This is a genomic window from Kitasatospora sp. NPDC091335 (genome assembly GCF_044757205.1).
Taxonomy (GTDB): Bacteria; Actinomycetota; Actinomycetes; order Streptomycetales; family Streptomycetaceae; genus Kitasatospora.
In genome coordinates this window covers 189,672-205,278 of sequence record NZ_JBIVUM010000014.1, presented here as the reverse complement: position 1 = coordinate 205,278, position 15,607 = coordinate 189,672, and the positions used below count along the sequence as shown (strand labels likewise).

Here is a 15,607-nt window from a genome sequence, read left to right as displayed (position 1 = left end):
GGACGCGGCATCAACGCTGGATGACCGTACGATCGTTGAGTAGGATTCAACGATCGAGGGGTGGGGCGGGATGCTGGAACGGCAGGAGACCGAGGTCTTCCTCGCGCTCGCCGAGGAGCTGCACTTCGGCCGGACCGCCGAGCGGCTGCACCTGAGCACCGGGCGGGTCAGCCAGCTGGTGAAGAAGCTGGAGCGCCGGATCGGCGGCCCGCTGTTCGACCGCACCAGCCGGTCGGTCCGACTCACCGCCGTGGGGCGGCAGTTGGCGGACGACCTGGTCCCGGTGGTGGCGGCGATGGACGCGGCGCTGCAACGGGCGGAGGACGCCGGCCGGGGTGTCACCGGGAGACTGAGCGTGGCGTTCCTCGGTGAGTGGACGGCGCCGGTGCTGCTCAGGGCGGTCGCGCTGTTCGGCGAGCGGTACCCGGACTGCCGGGTGGACGTGCGCGAGGCGCAGCTCGCCGACTCCCGGTCGAGCCTGGCGGACGGCTCGGTCGACGTCCTGATCGCCTCCTACCCGTTCGACGGCATGGCCCGCGGCCCGGTGCTGCTGACCGAGCGGCGGGTCCTCGCGGTGGCCGCCGGGCATCCGTTGGCCGCCGAGCGGTCGGTGTCGGTCGAGGTGCTCGCCGACCACCCGGTGGTGCAGTACCCGGCCGTCACCTCGGCCGGTTTCAAGCGCGACCGCACGCCCGACCGCACCCCGTCCGGCCGCCCGGCGCCCAAGGGGCCGTCCGGCGCCACCTTCTCCGAGCTGCTCAGCCTGGTGGCCATGGGGCGCGGCGTCCTGCCGGTCGGTGAGCACTCCCGCCGCTACTACCCGCGCCCGGACGTCGCCTACGTGCCGATCCACGACGCGCCCCCGATCGAGCGCGGCCCGGTCTGGCTGGAGAGCAACACCACCGCCCGGGTCCGTGCCTTCGTCCAGGCGGCGACGGACGTCGCCGAGGGCCGGGACGGCGGGACGGGGCCGCTGTGCGTCCTGGCGCAGGAGTGACCTCCGTCGTACCGCCCGGCAGCCGGGTGACCAGGGGAAATCCGTTGGCGGACGGCGACGGCCCGGAGGCAGACTGCCCCGCATGACCGAGCGGGACGAGAAGCCGGACGAGTCGACCGAGCGCCACGTGACGGCCGAGCGCCACGTGACGGCCGGGCGGGACGGCGGCGCGGCCGGGCCGCTGGAGTGGTGCGTGGTGGCCAACGTGGCCGCCACGACCACGCACGGTCCGGCCGGTACGGACGGTCCGCACGGTGCGGAGCCGCGGTCCGGTCTCCGGCACTTCGCACCGGGCGCGCGGCTCTGGGTGTCGCCGCCCCGCTACCGGGACGAGGACGACAGCGTGCACGTGGTCGGTCTGCACCGGGGCCGAGGACGGCGCCACATCAGCATCGTCATCCGCCGGCGCCACCTGGAGAACTTCCGGGTCCGCGGTCTGTACGACCCCGGCGTGCCGCGCGCCAGGTGGCGGAGCCCGTTCTGGAACCTCGACCGGGTGTGGTGCTGCCCCGCCCTGGCGCAGCCCTGGGCCGAGCGCTGGAACGCGGTGGCGGCGGGGCTGCCGGTCGGGAAGGAGCGTCCGCCGTGGCCGGGCCGGTTCGGGGACGGGCCGCTCGCCGAGCCCTGCCCGCACGGCGCCACTGCCGCCGGGCTGTGACGGGGCCGCAGGAAGGCACGCGGTCAGGGCGTCGACTGACCTGATGATCAGTCAACTCACCGTGCGCCGAAGGTAGTAGTGCACGGTGAGCACGGCGAGCAGCGGGCCCCAGGCGGCCAGTGGCAGGTAGCAGATCCAGAACGCGACGGTCTGCCAGCCGTGGGTGACGATCCCGCCCCGGTCGCCCCGGATGGTCAGGCCGAGCGAGAACATCACCATCGCGTACGGGAAGACCATCAGCGCCGCCGAGCCCAGCCCGGCCGGGATCACCGCGGCGAGCACCGGCACCGGCCGGCCGCCGAGGACGGGGATCCGGCGCGGCCAGACCTCGCCCCAGCGGGCGATCAGGCCGAAGCAGAGGAGGGCCAGCGCCTCGCTGACCACGCTGAGCGCGAGGATGTACGCCCAGCCGCCGTCGAAGGAGGCCGGGTCCTGATCCGGGGGCGTCGGGCCGTGGTGGAGCAGCGGCAGTCCGAGGACGAAGCCGCCGATCCGCCAGAGGCAGGAGGGCAGGACGGCCAGGGTGATGGCATACCCGGTGAGCACCGCCCAGCGGGGCACGCCGGGGGCGGGTGTGCCGTGCAGTCGTGCCGCGATCGTCCGTGCGCCCATGGTTTCCGCCTCAGGGACCGGGCGGACGCCGTCCGTCCGCCACCGGCTGCCACGCTTCCGGAGCGGCCCGGCGGGGGCGTCCTCACCCGGGCCGAACCCGCTCCCCCGGGCGGGGGAGCGCGCCGGTGCCCGGAGGATGACGGCTGGCCAGGGCGGACCGCTCCCGCCGGGCGCCGACCGCGGCGACGGCGGCCGCGCCGAGGGCGGACAGCGCGAGCAGCTGGACGGCCAGCCAGACGACCGGACGGCCGAACAGGACCGGGCCGGGGAACATCGCGGCGGTGACCATCAGGAAGAGCAGGTAGCCGAGGGCGCCCAGGACGGCGCCGGTCCCGGCGAGGGCGGCCCAGCGGGCGGCCCCGGGCAGGGCCGCCGGGCGCGCCCGGCCGCGCAGGCGGCGGACGGCGCCGGTCAGCGCGTAGCCCGCGAAGCCGGTCAGGCAGAGCAGGGTGGCGACGGCCTCGAACCAGACGGACCGGTACCAGGGGAGCGGGTCGAGCGCGCGGCTGCGGATGTCCTGCGGCGGGGCCGGGTCGGCGGAGGCGGTGGGCAGGCCGGTGGCGAGCCGCTGGATCCAGGCGGCCTCGGTCGCGGCGTAGTCCGCCGGGAGCCGGTCGGGCCGGTCGTACCCGTCGTCCCCGGTCAGGTGCAGGTTGTGCCGGACGCCGGGGAGGGTACGCAGCGTGTAGTGGGTGTTGCCGCCGCGGTCGAGGGCCTGGCGGATGATCGTGGCGCTCTCCTCGGGGGCGGCCTCGCGGTCGAGCGTGCCCCACTCGGCCAGGACCGGCTGCCGGACCCGCTCCCACGCCGGCACCGGGTCGTAGCCGGCCTCGGGGAACAGCCCGGCGGCCGTGAGCTGACGGACCGAGGTGTCCGCGAGCGCGCTGACCAGCGAGCCGGAGACCCCGGCGTGGCGCAGGTAGCCCCGGTACGCCCAGGCCTGCTGGCGGGCGGGGGTGAGGCCGACCGCGCCGACGGTGACCAGGTACGCCGCCTCGGTGGAGCGGGAGGCGGCGAGCGAGGCGACCCAGGCGCCCTCGGAGAGGCCCCACAGGCCGACCCGGTCCTGGTCGGTCTCCGGCCGGGAGCGCAGCAGCCGGACGGCGGCGAGGGCGTCGTCGGCCAGCTGTCCGTAGTCCCGGCGGGTCATCGAGTAGCCGTCGGCGCGCTTGTCGAAGACCAGCGTGGTGACGCCGTGCCTGGCGTACGTCTCGGCGGCGGCCCGCAGTTCGGCCAGCGGGCCCGGGCCGGCCGCGGGGAGCATGACCAGCCCGGGGCCGCGGGTGCCGGCCGCCGCGGTGGGCGGGGCCGGCACCAGGCCGTGCAGGGTGGTGCCGTCGGCGCCGGTGAAGTCGACGCGGCTGGGGACCGGGTCGCCCGCCGCGTCCGTCGGGGACGCCCCGCCCGTCGCGCCGGCCCCGCCCGTCGCGCCGGCCCCGCCCGTCGTACCGGCCCCGCCCGTCGCGCCCGCGGGTCCGGCGGCGGCGAGCAGCCCCAGCAGGGCCGTCAGCAGGGCGGAGACCGCCAGCACGGTCGGTCGGGTACGGGACGGTCGGACGGTTCCGGTGCGCATCGCTGGTCTCCCCCGGTCGTTCTCCACGTGTGGGTTCCACCCTGGCGGGCGGTGGAGTCGGGGGCGATGGTGGCCGCACCAGGACCGGGGGTGGGGATGTCCCCAGGAAGCGGCCGCGGCGGCCGGGGAGCGGAGGGCTCAGCCGACCTCGTCCGGGCCGGTGAAGCCGGGCGCGGTGTACCCGGGTCGGGTGAAGTCGGGCGGGGTGAAGTCGGGCGAGGTGGCGGCCGGCCGGGGCGTGCGGCCTCCGGGATCGGTCAGGCCGTCGGGGCCGGGGCTGGTGTACGCGGGGGAGCTGTACCCGGGGCTGCTGAAGTCGGGCCCCGCGTCACCGGATTCCGCACCGGCTGCCACCTGCGGCCCCGACGCGGCCGAGCCCGCCGCCGAGCCCGCCGCCGAGCCGGGTACCGGCGGCAGCGCGTCGAGCAGGTACGGGAGCAGACCGCGCTCGCGCAGCGCGCCGCGCCACTCGCCGTGGGCGTCGGAGAGCGCGGCGGCGAGTTCGGGGTCGGTGCCGGCCGGGGCGGTCGAGGCGCCGTCGCGCAGGGCGGTGAGCAGCAGCCCGATGATGCCGATGGCCATCGCGGCGACCCCGGCGGCGAGCGCCACCCACCCGGCGGTGACCAGGGAGCGGGCGAGGCCGAGGCCGGGGTCGGCGGCGCGCAGCAGGTAGCCGGCCAGGAGGAGGCACAGGGCGGCGGCCCAGGCCAGGATCGGGGTGAGCACGGTGAGGACCGGGAACAGCCCGGCGCCGCCGTCGGCGGAGCGCAGCTGGGTGAGCAGCCCGGGGGCGGTGGGTTGGGCGTCGGGCGGTGGCGGCGGCGTGCTGTGCGGGCTCGCGCGCAGCCGGGTGTAGTGCGCGTACTCGGCGGCGGCCGCGGCGTTGACGCGGTCGGCGTCGCGCAGGGCGCGGACGCGCAGCTGGTCGGTGGTGAGGGCGCCGGGCGCGCGCAGGGCGGCGAGGACGGCGCGGTCGCGCAGGGCTTCCGTGAGGAGGCGCTCGTACTCCGGGCGGTCCTCGGCGAGCAGTGGCGGGGGGTTGGACATGGGGACCCCGTTCGTGCGGACCCCGGTTCGTTCCGCCCCGGGGGCGCGCGGCCCTCAGGGCGCCGAAACGGGCGCGGAGGCGGGCCGCCGGACGGGCGGCCGGGTGTGGTGTGCCTCATGGTAGGGGCGGGCGTACCCGGGCTGACAGTCGGTTTCCGGAATTTCGCGCCCCGGGACGCGCGCGTGTGACGGCCCGAGCGCCGGGAACAACTGTTCCCCGCACCTCGTCAGTTGACGATCGGTCGACGCCTCAGCCGACCGGCAGCCGGGCGATCAGCAGCCGTCCCTCCATGGTCACGCCGCCGTCCATCGCCACCGCCAGGTCGTCCGCGTACACGTACGGTCCCGGGATGTGCGGCGGCTGGCCGTCGTCGTTGTGCACCGCGCCGGTGAGGTACGGGATCGGGCTGTGCCCGTGCACGATCCGGCTGCCGCCGTAGGTGTCCAGCAGCTCGTGGACGGCGGTCGGGCCGGCGTCGCCGCGGAAGGCGAACCGCTTGGTGAAGCGGCGGAAGCAGTCCCACCACTCGTCCACTCTGCCGTCGGAGAGCAGCTCGTGCACCGCGTCGTTGACGTCGGGGATGGACTCGCCGTACTCCAGGTACGCGGTGGTGTCGGAGTGCAGCAGCAGGTGGCCGTCCTCCAGCGCGACGGCGGGGAGCCGGGAGAGCCAGCTGACGTGGTGCGCCTCCAGGCGGTCCAGGTCGTTCTGCTGGCCGCCGTTGAGCCGCCAGGCGGCCAGGAAGGAGGCGGTGCCCGCGGTGGACTGGACGGGCTCGTCGCCGTACTTGGAGGCGCCGAGGAAGAGCAGTTCGTGGTTGCCCATCAGGGCGCGGCAGTAGCCGCCGGCCGCGGCTGCCTCGGCGGCCAGCTGCATGACCAGGTCGATGACGCCGATGCCGTCGGGGCCGCGGTCGGTGAAGTCGCCGAGGAACCAGATCCGGGAGCGGCCGGCGGACCAGTGGCCGTCGGCGTCGATCAGGCCCTGGTTGCGCAGCTCGGCGCGCAGCTCCTCCAGGTAGCCGTGCACGTCGCCGACGACGTAGACCGGGCCCGGCGGCTCGTCGGGGCCGGGGGCCGGGTACGGGTAGGTCGGTGCGGCGGGGTCGGCCAGCGGTGGGCCGAGCTCGATGGTCGGCGGGTCGTCGCGGCCGGCGAGCTGGAGCGCCGGGGAGGGCTGGTCGGGCAGGGTGGGCTCGTAGCCGCCCTGCTCCCGGTCCTCGTAGCCGCCCTGGTTCTGCCCCTCGTAGCCGCGGCCGTCCTCGTAGCCGCCCTGCTCCTGTCCCTGGTACCCGTTCTGCTCCTGGTAGCCGCCCTGCTCCTGCCCTTCGTAGCGCTCCTGCCCCTCGTAGCCGTCCTGTCCCTGGTGGGCGAAGGCCGGGGCGGGGTCGACGCCGATCCCCTGGGCGTGCACGGTGTGACCCTGGCCGTCGGCGGGCCAGTGCTGCTCCAGGTAGCGGGCTCCGCCGTAGCCGCTGTAGGTCTCCCCGTCGTACGTCTCCCCCTCGTAGGGCGGGGCGGGGTAGCCGGGCGCGGGGTCGGGTTCGTAATAGGTGCCGTACGGCAGCACGTCGAGGTCCGGCTGGTGGCGGAGGCCTGAGTGGGGGTGCTCAGGCCCGGAGAAGCGGTCCTCGGGTGTCATTCGCCCATCATAGGAAGACCACTCTCCCGGCGTCGTCACCTGGTGGGTATCCAATCCTCCGGAGCGTCAGCCGGGCGGCCCCACAAGGTCCGTTTTGTCCCGGCTCGGTACGGTCTCGTCAACTCTCGTCGAGCGCTCGTCGCGCCCCGGGCCCGTGCCCCCTCGGCCCGGTCGGGGCGAGGGGGCACGGTGGTCTAGACCTCGCCCGGGGGCCGGGGCGGGCTGACGGTGGTGCGCGGACTCCGGCGCTGGGAGGACGCGCGGACGATCAGCTCGGTCGGCATCAGGGTGCCCGGCGGCGGCCCGGTGCCGGCGGTGCGGAAGCGGGGCGGGAAGAGCCGGGCGATGTCGACGCCCGTCCCCGAGTCCACTCCCTCGATCGCGTCGATCAGCAGGTTGACCACCGTGGTGCCGATCTTGCGTGGCTTGAGCGAGAGCGTGGTGATCGGCGGCTCGGTGGTCGCGTAGACGTCGCTCTCGCTGCAGCAGACCAGCAGCAGGTCGTCCGGCACCCGCAGGCCGTACCGGCGGGCGGCGGCCAGCAGGTCGGTGCCGTTGGGGTCGAACAGTCCGTAGACGGCGTCCGGCCGGTCGGGGCGGGCGAGCAGCCGGTCGGCGGCGACGGCGCCGGCGGCCGGGTCGTGCGCCGGGTAGGTCTCGTACACCGGCTCCTGGCCGACCTTGGCGCACCAGCCGAGGTAGGCCTCGGTGGAGAGCCGGGTGTAGGTGTCGGTGCTGGTGCCGGTGAGCAGGCCGATCCGGCGGGCGCCGGCTTCGGAGAGGTGGTCGAGGATGCCGAGCACGGCGGCCTCGTGGTCGTTGTCGACCCAGGCGGTGACCGGGCAGTTGCCCGGCTTGCCGTCGCTGACCACCGGGACGCCGGACCGGTAGAGCTCGCTCACCAGGGGGTCCTGGTCGGGCGGGTCGATCACCACGGTGCCGTCCAGGGCGATGTTGCCCCAGACGTCGTGGCGGGAGGAGGCGGGCAGCACCACGAGCGCGTAGCCGCGGCCCAGGGCGGCGCTGGTGGCGGCCCTGGCCATCTCGGCGAAGTAGGCGAACTCGGTGAAGGTGAAGGGCTCTTCGCCGTAGGTCGTCACGGTCAGCCCGATCAGGCCGGACCGTCCGGTGCGCAGGGTGCGGGCCGCCGCGGAGGGGCGGTAGCCGAGGCGCTCGGCGACCTCGCGCACCCGGCTGCGGGTTTCGTCGGGCAGGCGGCCCTTACCGTTCAGCGCATCGGAGACAGTGGTGATCGACACTCCGGCGGCTGCTGCCACATCCCGGATGCCGGCCCGCTCCAGACGCCGTGAGGTGGTGGGACGCCGACCGCTCTGGTTGGCTGCTGCTGTCATGGCGGACCGATCGTATGGCTCCTGCCAAGGGTCTGTGACCGGCGCATCGGAAGCCCTCGGAGATACGTTTCTCCAAGAGTGAGCCGGGGTGCGCCCCTTCGATACCCGCCTGAAACCAGGCTTCTTACCTCTGACATGTGCCAAAGGAACCGGGCAGAATGGCTGATCTGCGCCTGTAACCCGTCCGGGCATCTCACTCCTACGGGTGAGGGCGCTCGATATGGTGCAAGGCACCCGACCGGGGTGGTCCGGGCGCGTCACGAGGTTCCGGGCACGGAGGCGAACCCGTCCGTGGCGGGCGAGCGCACCGGAGCGCGCACCGGAGAGTTCAGCAACTGGAAACGGAGTACGACCGTGAGCAGTGGTACGTCAGCGCAGGGTCCGCGGCTGCGGCCGACCCTCGACGGCATCCCCACGTACAAGCCCGGCAAGCCGGCCGGCGCCGACGCCTACAAGCTGTCCTCGAACGAGAACCCGTACGAGCCGCTGCCCGGCGTGCTGGCGGCGGCGGTCGAGGCGGCCGGGTCGTTCAACCGCTACCCCGACATGGGCGTCAGCGAGCTGGCCTCGGTGCTGGCCGAGCGCTTCGGGGTGCCCGTCGAGCACATCGCCACCGGCACCGGCTCGGTCGGCGTCGCCCAGTCGCTGATCCTCGCCACGGCCGGCCCGGGCGACGAGGTGGTCTTCGCCTGGCGCTCCTTCGAGGCCTACCCGATCATCACCCAGGTCGCCGGCGCCACGCCCGTCCCGGTGCCGCTCAGGGAGAACGGCGACCACGACCTGGACGCGATGCTCGCCGCGATCACCCCGAACACCCGCCTGGTCTTCGTCTGCAACCCCAACAACCCCACCGGCAACGTGATCCACCGTGCCGAGCTGGAGCGCTTCCTGGACGCCGTCCCCGGCGACGTCCTGGTCGTGGTCGACGAGGCGTACATCGAGTTCATCCGCGACCCCGAGGTGCCCAACGGCATCGACCTCTACCGGGACCGCCCGAACGTCTGCGTGCTGCGCACCTTCTCCAAGGCGTACGGCCTGGCCGGCCTGCGGGTCGGCTTCGCCGTCGCGCACGAGCCGGTGGCGGCCGCGCTGCGCAAGACGGCCGTCCCGTTCGGCGTGAGCCAGCTCGCCCAGAACGCGGCCGTCGCCTCGCTGCGCGCCGAGGAGGCGCTGCTGGTGCGGGTGGAGGCGCTGGTCGAGGAGCGCGCCCGGGTGGTGGCCGGGCTGCGCGCCCAGGGCTGGGAGATCCCGGACTCGCAGGCCAACTTCGTCTGGCTCGGGCTCGGCGAGCGCTCGCCGGAGTTCGCCGCCGCGTGCGCCGAGGCCGGCGTGATGGTGCGGCCGTTCCCCGAGGGCGTGCGGGTGTCGATCGGGGAGGCCGAGGGCAACTCGATCTTCCTGTCGGTGGCGGAGGCCTTCCGCAAGTCGCTCTGACGTCCTAGTCGGGTCCGCAGGGGCGCGTCGGTCCGCCGGCGCGCCCCTGCGGCGTTCCCCGCGCTGCGTCGAGCGCGTTCCCCAGGCCCCTGCGGCTGACCCCGCGGCGCTTCGAGCGTCCTCCCGGAAGACTGTGGATCACTGGGAGTCCGCTGGGAGTTCGGCCAACGACGACCCACGGAGCGGCCAAGGCGCCGACGGAGGACGGGTCATCCGTCCGGAATGCCCGGATTCGGCCGGTCAGTCTTCTCCCAGCCCGCGCCCAGGGCTCCGCAAGAGGTCCCCGGGAAGCTGTCCGGCATGAAGGTGCTCCCACGGCGGCGAGGCGCCGTCCTCGTCAACTCCGCGCTCGGCGTGGCCCTGCTGGGCGGCGCGGCCCTCGTGTACGCCACGGTCAGCGGCAGCTCGGGCCCGGCGTCCGCCAAGCCCGCTGCCCGTACCGCGACGGTGTCCAAGGGCACCGTCCTGGCCACCGTGTCCGGAACCGGCACCCTGGCCTCACCGACCGACGCCGCCCAGGACTTCACCACCGGCGGCCGGCTCACCGAGGTCCGGGTCGCGGTCGGGGACGCCGTGAAGAAGGGCCAGGTGCTCGCCACCGTCGACACCACGGCGGCCCAGCAGCAGGTGGACACGGCCCGGGCGGCCCTCACCACGGCCGAGGTCAACCTCACCAAGGCCCGGGCCGGCGTGACCACCACGACCACCGAGCCCCTGCCGGGCGCCACCTCCGCCACCGCACCCGGCGGCGGGGCCGGCAGCGGTGGCCGCGGGGCGGGCGTGAGCAGTACGCCCGCCCCGCAGACCACCACGATCACCACCACCAAGGTCGACGACGCGGCCGTGGCCCAGGCCCAGCAGCAGGTCACCACCGCGCAGACCAGCCTCACCAACGCCCAGGCGGCGCTGGCCGGGACGACCCTGACCGCCTCGGTGGACGGCACGGTCGCCTCGATCGCGGGCAAGGCCGGCGACACCGTCGGGGCCACCGCGAGCGGCTCCTCCGCCGCCTCCTCCGCCGGCTCCTCCGGCAAGTCGACCACCACCGGCACGGGTGCGACGGCCGCGCCGAGCGGCTTCATCGTGCTCACCAACCCGACCGGGATGCAGGTCACCGCGAACTTCTCCGAGCTCGACTCGCTCAAGCTGAAGAAGGGCGAGGCGGCCACCGTCACCCTGAACGCGCAGTCCGACACGAAGCTCAACGCGACCGTCCTGTCGGTCAGTTCGCTGCCCAGCGGCAGCGGTTCCGGTGGCGCGGCCGGCTCCGCCGCCGTCCAGTACGCGGCCACGCTGCAACTGAACGGCGACACCGGCGCGCTGCGCACCGGTCTCAGCGCCACCGTCCAGGTGATCACCGGCGAGGCCGACAACGCGCTCTCGCTGCCCACCACCGCGCTGTCGGGCACGGGCGCGAGCCGGACCGCGACCCTGGTGCAGCCGGACGGCAGCTCCGAGCGGGTCACCGTCGGGGTCGGCGTCGAGGGCGACAGCACGGTGCAGGTGGTCTCCGGGCTGAAGGAGGGCGACAAGGTCGAACTCCCCACCACCAGCGGCGGCAACGGCTTCCCGAACGCCTCCTTCCCCGGCCTCGGCGGCAACCGGGGCGCGGGGGGCGTCGGCGGTGCGGTCCTCCCGGGCGGCAACGGCGGTAACGGCGGCAACGGCGGTAGCGGCGGTAGCGGCGGTAGCGGCGGTAGCGGTGCCGGCAACGGCGGCGGGGCCGGCCGCGGCGGCAGGGGCTGAGAGCGGTCATGCGTCACGTCATCGACAAGCGCGTCCCGGCGCGGCCCGCCCCGGTGATCCGGATCCGCCGGCTCACCAAGGCGTACGGCCGCGGCGACGCCACCGTGCACGCGCTGCGCGGCCCGTCCGACCCGCGGACCGGCGGACCCCAGGGCGTCAGCCTGGACATCGAGCAGGGCGACTTCGTCGCCGTGATGGGCAGCTCGGGCTCCGGCAAGTCCACCCTGATGAACATCCTCGGCTGCCTGGACGTCCCGACCTCGGGCAGCTACCTGCTGGACGGCACCGACGTCGGCCACCTGGACGAGCGGCAGCTCGCGCTGGTGCGCAACCGCAGGATCGGCTTCGTCTTCCAGTCCTTCAACCTGGTGCCCCGCACCACCGCCCTCGCCCAGGTCGAGCTGCCGCTCGCCTACGCGGGAGTCCGCACCGCCGAACGCCGTCGCCGGGCACTGGCCGCGCTCTCCCTGGTCGGCCTCGCCGACCGGGCCGGCCACAGGCCCAACGAACTCTCCGGCGGCCAGCAGCAGCGCGTCGCGGTGGCCAGGGCGCTGGTGACGGCGCCCGCGATGCTCCTCGCCGACGAGCCCACCGGCAACCTCGACAGCCGCTCGACGGAGGAGGTGCTGGCCCTGATCGACGCGCTCAACGCCACCGGCCGCACGGTCGTGCTGATCACCCACGAGGACGAGGTCGCCCGGCACGCCAAGCGGGTGCTGCGGCTGGTGGACGGGCAGATCGTGAGCGACGTCCGGCAGGCCCCGGTGGAGGGCCCGCCACCCCTGCTGGGCGTGGCGGTCGCGGAGGTGCCGGCGTGATCCTCTGGCAGACGCTCCGCTTCGCCGTCGGCGGCCTGGCCGCCAACAAGGTGCGCTCCGCGCTCACCATGCTCGGGGTGCTGATCGGCGTGGCCTCGGTGATCCTGCTGCTGGCGGTCGGCAACGGCTCCTCGGTGGCGGTGAAGGACTCGATCACCTCGCTCGGCACCAACGCCCTGACGGTCAGCTCCGGTTCGGCGAACGGCGGCTCCCGCGCCACCTCCTCGGTCAGGAAGCTCACGGTCGCCGACGCCAAGGCGCTGGCGAGCGGGGCCTCGCCGGACGCGGTCAGGTCGGTCGCCCCGGTGGTCACCACCAGCGCGACGGCGCTGCACGGGAACATCTCGTACAGCCCGGGGTCGATCGTCGGCACCTACCCGTCGTACTTCGAGACCGCCAACCAGAAGGTCGCCCACGGCGAGTACTTCACCGACGACGACGTGCTCGCCTCGCGCAAGGTCGCGGTGCTCGGCGCGACGACGGCCAAGCAGCTGTTCGACACCGAGGACCCGGTCGGCAAGCCGGTCGTCCTCGGCGGCACGCCGTTCACGGTGGTCGGCGTGCTCCAGGCCAAGGGCGGCAGCGGCTTCACCGACCCGGACGACGTGGTCGTCGCCCCGCTCCCGACGGTGCAGAACTCCTTCACCGGCTTCGGCCCGGTCAACCAGATCCTGGTCCAGGCCTCGTCCGCGGACTCCACGACGGCGGCCCAGTCCGAGATCACCCGCGTCCTGCTCGGGACGCACGCGATCGCCGACCCGGCCAAGGCGGACTTCCGGATCACCAGCCAGTCCTCGCTGCTCACGGCGAGGGAGAGCACGACGAAGACCTTCACCGTGCTGCTCGGCGCGGTGGCGGCGATCTCGCTGCTGGTCGGCGGGATCGGGATCACCAACATCATGCTGGTGACGGTCACCGAGCGGACCAGGGAGATCGGCATCCGCAAGGCGCTCGGCGCGCCGCGCGCGGTGATCCTGGGGCAGTTCCTCACCGAGTCGACGCTGCTGTCGGTGATCGGCGCCGGGTTGGGGGTGGTGGCCGGGATCGTCGGGTCGCACTTCAGCATCGTCGGCATCAAGCCGGTGGTGATCCCCGAGTCGGTGCTCGGCGCGTTCGCCGTCGCCGTCGCGATCGGGCTGTTCTTCGGCAGCTACCCCGCCAACCGGGCCGCCTCGCTGCGGCCGATCGACGCCCTCCGGCACGAGTAGGACTCCACTTCATGAGCAAAGAGACCGCCGAGACCGCCGGGACCGCCACGGTCGGGGCCGGCACCCCGGCCGAGCAGCTCGCCCTGCTCGCCACCCCGCCGGACGGGCGGGACGTGTCCGCCGAACTGGCCGCGCCGCCACGGCGGAAGCTGCCCTGGCTCAGCCTGGTGCTGGCGGGGGGAGTGATCGCCACGGGGGCGTTCGCGGGCGGGGTCCGGTACCAGCAGGACCACGGGGCGTCGGGCGGGAAGTCCGTTCGTCCGGCGGCTGCTCCGGCCGCTGCCGGCGGCGGGTACGGGCAGGGCAACTCCCGTCGTGGGGGCCAGGGCCAGGGGCAGGGCCAGGGCGCACAGGGGCAGAGCGGCCAGGGCGGGCAGGCCGGTTTCGCCCGTGGCACGGTCAAGGCGGTCGACGGCAACACCGTCTACCTGACCGACACCGACGGCAACACCGTCAAGGTCACCACCGGCGACGCGACGAAGGTCCAGCTCAACAAGGAGGGCAAGGTCGCCGACCTCCAGCCCGGCCAGAGCGTGACCGTCGTCGGCACCCCCGACGCCAACGGTGGCTACACCGCAAGTCAGCTGGTCGAAGGCGCCGCTGGTACGGGCGGCTTCGGTGGTGGCGGCGGTGGTGGCGGCGGTGGCGCCGGCGTCCCCAGGAACCCGTCCGGCGGCTGACCCGGAGCCGTCGGACGACCGCGAGGCCCTCGCCCCCATGCCGGGCGAGGGCCTCCGCAGGTGCTCAGCGGCGGTCTCGGCGTGCCGCAAGGCGTTGACGATCAGCTCGCAGAGGGCGAGTTCGGCGTTGAGGATGGTCTCGGTGTCCCAGGCGGCACGGGTGAGGGCGTCCCGCGGGGCCTGCCGGGTGAGGGTGATCGAGGGGGTGCTACGGGTGCACACGGGATCCTCCGGGAGGCTGTGGTGTGGGGAGGGGGAGCCGTGAGCCAGGCCGGGGTGCGGTTGGCTCCTCGGCAGGAGGGCGGCAGGCGCCTACTACCCTGCACGGAAGCGTGGTTGACGATCCGTCGGATCGGTCTGGGACGACCCTGGCGCGGGTCGCCACAGATTTGTGGCGACCCGCGAGGAGTTCCCCCGAACATGGCAGCGGCTCTGAGGCAGACTGATCGCATGGCTCTTCGATCGAACCCGACTCTTCGCCAGCTGAGGTTGGGTGCCGAACTGCGCAGGATGCGGGAGCAGGGCGGCCTCGCGGCAGCCGGCTCGCAGTTGATGTCCGTGCAGCTGATGGCGCGGTCGAACCCCGTGAGTCCGACGAAGGGCACGTCGGCATCCGCATGAGCGCCCGCAGGTCTGCGGCCTTCCTCCAGGAGACGAAGGCCGGCGACGTCGACCACCTGTTGACCAGCGTCGCCTGACGCATCGTTCCGGTGGCCCCTCGCTCCTCCGCGAGTGGCCGCCGTTCTCCAGGGAAGGGCAACACCGATGCTGTACCGCGAGATCGGAACCGACCGGCACCGGGTGAGCGCACTCTGCCTCGGCGCGATGACGTTCGGCACCACCGTCGACGAAGGCACGGCCACCGCCGTCCTCGACCGCTTCACCGCCGCCGGCGGCACCTTCATCGACACGTCGAACAACTACGCCTTCTGGGCCCCCGGCGCGGACGGCCACGAGAGCGAGGAACTGCTCGGCCGCTGGATGGCCCGCCGCCGCAACCGCGACGAGCTGGTCATCGCCACCAAGGCCGGCGCCCGCCCGGTACCCGGGCTGCCCTTCCCCGAGCACATCGAGGGCCTCTCCGCCCCCGCCCTCCGCCGTGCCGCCGAAGGCAGCCTGCGCCGACTCGGCACCGACCGGCTCGACCTCTACTACGCCCACCTGACCGACCCGGCCACTCCTGTCGGCGAGACCATGGGCGCCTTCGCGGACCTGGTCGCCGACGGCAAGGTCACCATGCTCGGGTGCAGCAACCACAGCGCCGCCGAACTCGCCGTCGCCAACTCCCTCGCGGCCGAACGGGGCCGGCCCGGCTACCAGTGCGTCCAGCAGCGCCACAGCTACCTGCAACCCGGCCCCGGCGCGGGCTTCGGGGTCCAGAAGCACGCCGACGAGGCCCTGCTCTCCTACCTCGCCGACCACCCGGCCATGACCCTGCTCGCCTACTCGCCCCTCCTCGGCGGCGCCTATGTCCGCCCCGACCGGCCCCTTCCCGACCAGTACGACCACCCGGCCGCGGAGGCCCGACGGGAAGCCCTCGCCGAGGTGGCCACGCAGACCGGGGCCACCGTCAACCAGGTCGTGCTCGCCTGGCTGCTCGGTCACCCCGTCCCGACCGTCCCGGTCATCGGCGTCAGTTCCGTCGCCCAGCTCGACGAGAGCCTCGCCGCCGTCGACCTCGTGCTCACCCCCGAGCAGCTCCACCGGCTCGCCTCGGCCGGGGCCTGACCGTCCGTCCGGAGGGGTGGGTCCAGCCCCACCCCTCCGTGGGGCTGGACCCATGGGCCGCCCGCCGTCCGCTCCGTAGCGTCGTTCCCACAACGACTCGGAGGGAACGGAA

13 protein-coding genes are annotated in these 15,607 nt (G+C 74.3%); 8 read left to right on the top strand and 5 right to left on the bottom strand.

Annotated features, from left to right (window positions below):
• Window positions 1–70: 70 nt before the first annotated feature.
• Both ACIQOW_RS27360 and ACIQOW_RS27355 read left to right on the top strand, forming a co-directional pair.
• Window positions 71–997: a LysR family transcriptional regulator gene (locus ACIQOW_RS27360; RefSeq protein ID WP_401089209.1), complete on the top strand. Its 927-nt coding sequence runs from the start codon at window positions 71–73 to the stop codon at window positions 995–997.
• A gap of 82 nt (window positions 998–1,079) precedes the next feature.
• Window positions 1,080–1,655 carry a hypothetical protein gene (locus tag ACIQOW_RS27355; protein WP_401089207.1) on the top strand — a complete coding sequence of 192 codons (576 nt, stop codon included), beginning with the start codon at window positions 1,080–1,082 and terminating at the stop codon, window positions 1,653–1,655.
• Window positions 1,656–1,706: 51 nt separating this feature from the next.
• Here the strand turns inward: ACIQOW_RS27355 and ACIQOW_RS27350 are convergent, their stop codons facing one another.
• From ACIQOW_RS27350 to ACIQOW_RS27330, 5 genes are all read right to left on the bottom strand, one after another.
• Window positions 1,707–2,267 (bottom strand): hypothetical protein, encoded by a 561-nt coding sequence (locus ACIQOW_RS27350; RefSeq protein ID WP_401089205.1) that lies wholly within the window; start codon window positions 2,265–2,267, stop codon window positions 1,707–1,709.
• 82 nt (window positions 2,268–2,349) lie between these two features.
• Window positions 2,350–3,840, bottom strand: coding sequence for an alpha/beta hydrolase family protein (locus tag ACIQOW_RS27345; RefSeq protein ID WP_401089203.1), 1,491 nt, complete (start codon window positions 3,838–3,840; stop codon window positions 2,350–2,352).
• A gap of 138 nt (window positions 3,841–3,978) precedes the next feature.
• Entirely contained in the window at window positions 3,979–4,887 is a 909-nt protein-coding gene (locus ACIQOW_RS27340) for a hypothetical protein (RefSeq protein ID WP_401089201.1), read from the bottom strand.
• Between the two features lie 250 nt (window positions 4,888–5,137).
• The gene (locus ACIQOW_RS27335; protein WP_401089282.1) at window positions 5,138–6,076 is read right to left on the bottom strand and encodes a metallophosphoesterase; all 939 of its coding nucleotides are present in this window, start codon (window positions 6,074–6,076) and stop codon (window positions 5,138–5,140) included.
• A 647-nt stretch (window positions 6,077–6,723) separates the two neighbouring features.
• Window positions 6,724–7,881: a LacI family DNA-binding transcriptional regulator gene (locus ACIQOW_RS27330; protein ID WP_188296553.1), complete on the bottom strand. Its 1,158-nt coding sequence runs from the start codon at window positions 7,879–7,881 to the stop codon at window positions 6,724–6,726.
• Between the two features lie 354 nt (window positions 7,882–8,235).
• Here ACIQOW_RS27330 and hisC point away from each other — a divergent pair, with 354 nt between their 5' ends.
• The 6 genes from hisC to ACIQOW_RS27300 all read left to right on the top strand — a co-directional run bounded on the left by hisC (window position 8,236) and on the right by ACIQOW_RS27300 (window position 15,495).
• Window positions 8,236–9,315 carry a histidinol-phosphate transaminase gene (gene hisC / locus ACIQOW_RS27325; protein WP_401089198.1) on the top strand — a complete coding sequence of 360 codons (1,080 nt, stop codon included), beginning with the start codon at window positions 8,236–8,238 and terminating at the stop codon, window positions 9,313–9,315.
• Between the two features lie 300 nt (window positions 9,316–9,615).
• The gene (locus ACIQOW_RS27320) at window positions 9,616–11,061 is read left to right on the top strand and encodes an efflux RND transporter periplasmic adaptor subunit (protein ID WP_401089196.1); all 1,446 of its coding nucleotides are present in this window, start codon (window positions 9,616–9,618) and stop codon (window positions 11,059–11,061) included.
• An 8-nt stretch (window positions 11,062–11,069) separates the two neighbouring features.
• A complete protein-coding gene (locus tag ACIQOW_RS27315) occupies window positions 11,070–11,879 on the top strand; it encodes an ABC transporter ATP-binding protein (RefSeq protein ID WP_401089194.1) in 810 nt (269 codons plus the stop codon).
• Entirely contained in the window at window positions 11,876–13,087 is a 1,212-nt protein-coding gene (locus ACIQOW_RS27310; RefSeq protein ID WP_401089192.1) for an ABC transporter permease, read from the top strand. Before ACIQOW_RS27315 ends, ACIQOW_RS27310 begins: the two co-directional genes overlap by 4 nt.
• A gap of 11 nt (window positions 13,088–13,098) precedes the next feature.
• Window positions 13,099–13,767 carry a DUF5666 domain-containing protein gene (locus ACIQOW_RS27305; protein WP_401089190.1) on the top strand — a complete coding sequence of 223 codons (669 nt, stop codon included), beginning with the start codon at window positions 13,099–13,101 and terminating at the stop codon, window positions 13,765–13,767.
• Window positions 13,768–14,532: 765 nt separating this feature from the next.
• Window positions 14,533–15,495 carry an aldo/keto reductase gene (locus tag ACIQOW_RS27300; protein WP_401089188.1) on the top strand — a complete coding sequence of 321 codons (963 nt, stop codon included), beginning with the start codon at window positions 14,533–14,535 and terminating at the stop codon, window positions 15,493–15,495.
• Window positions 15,496–15,607 lie beyond the last annotated feature (112 nt).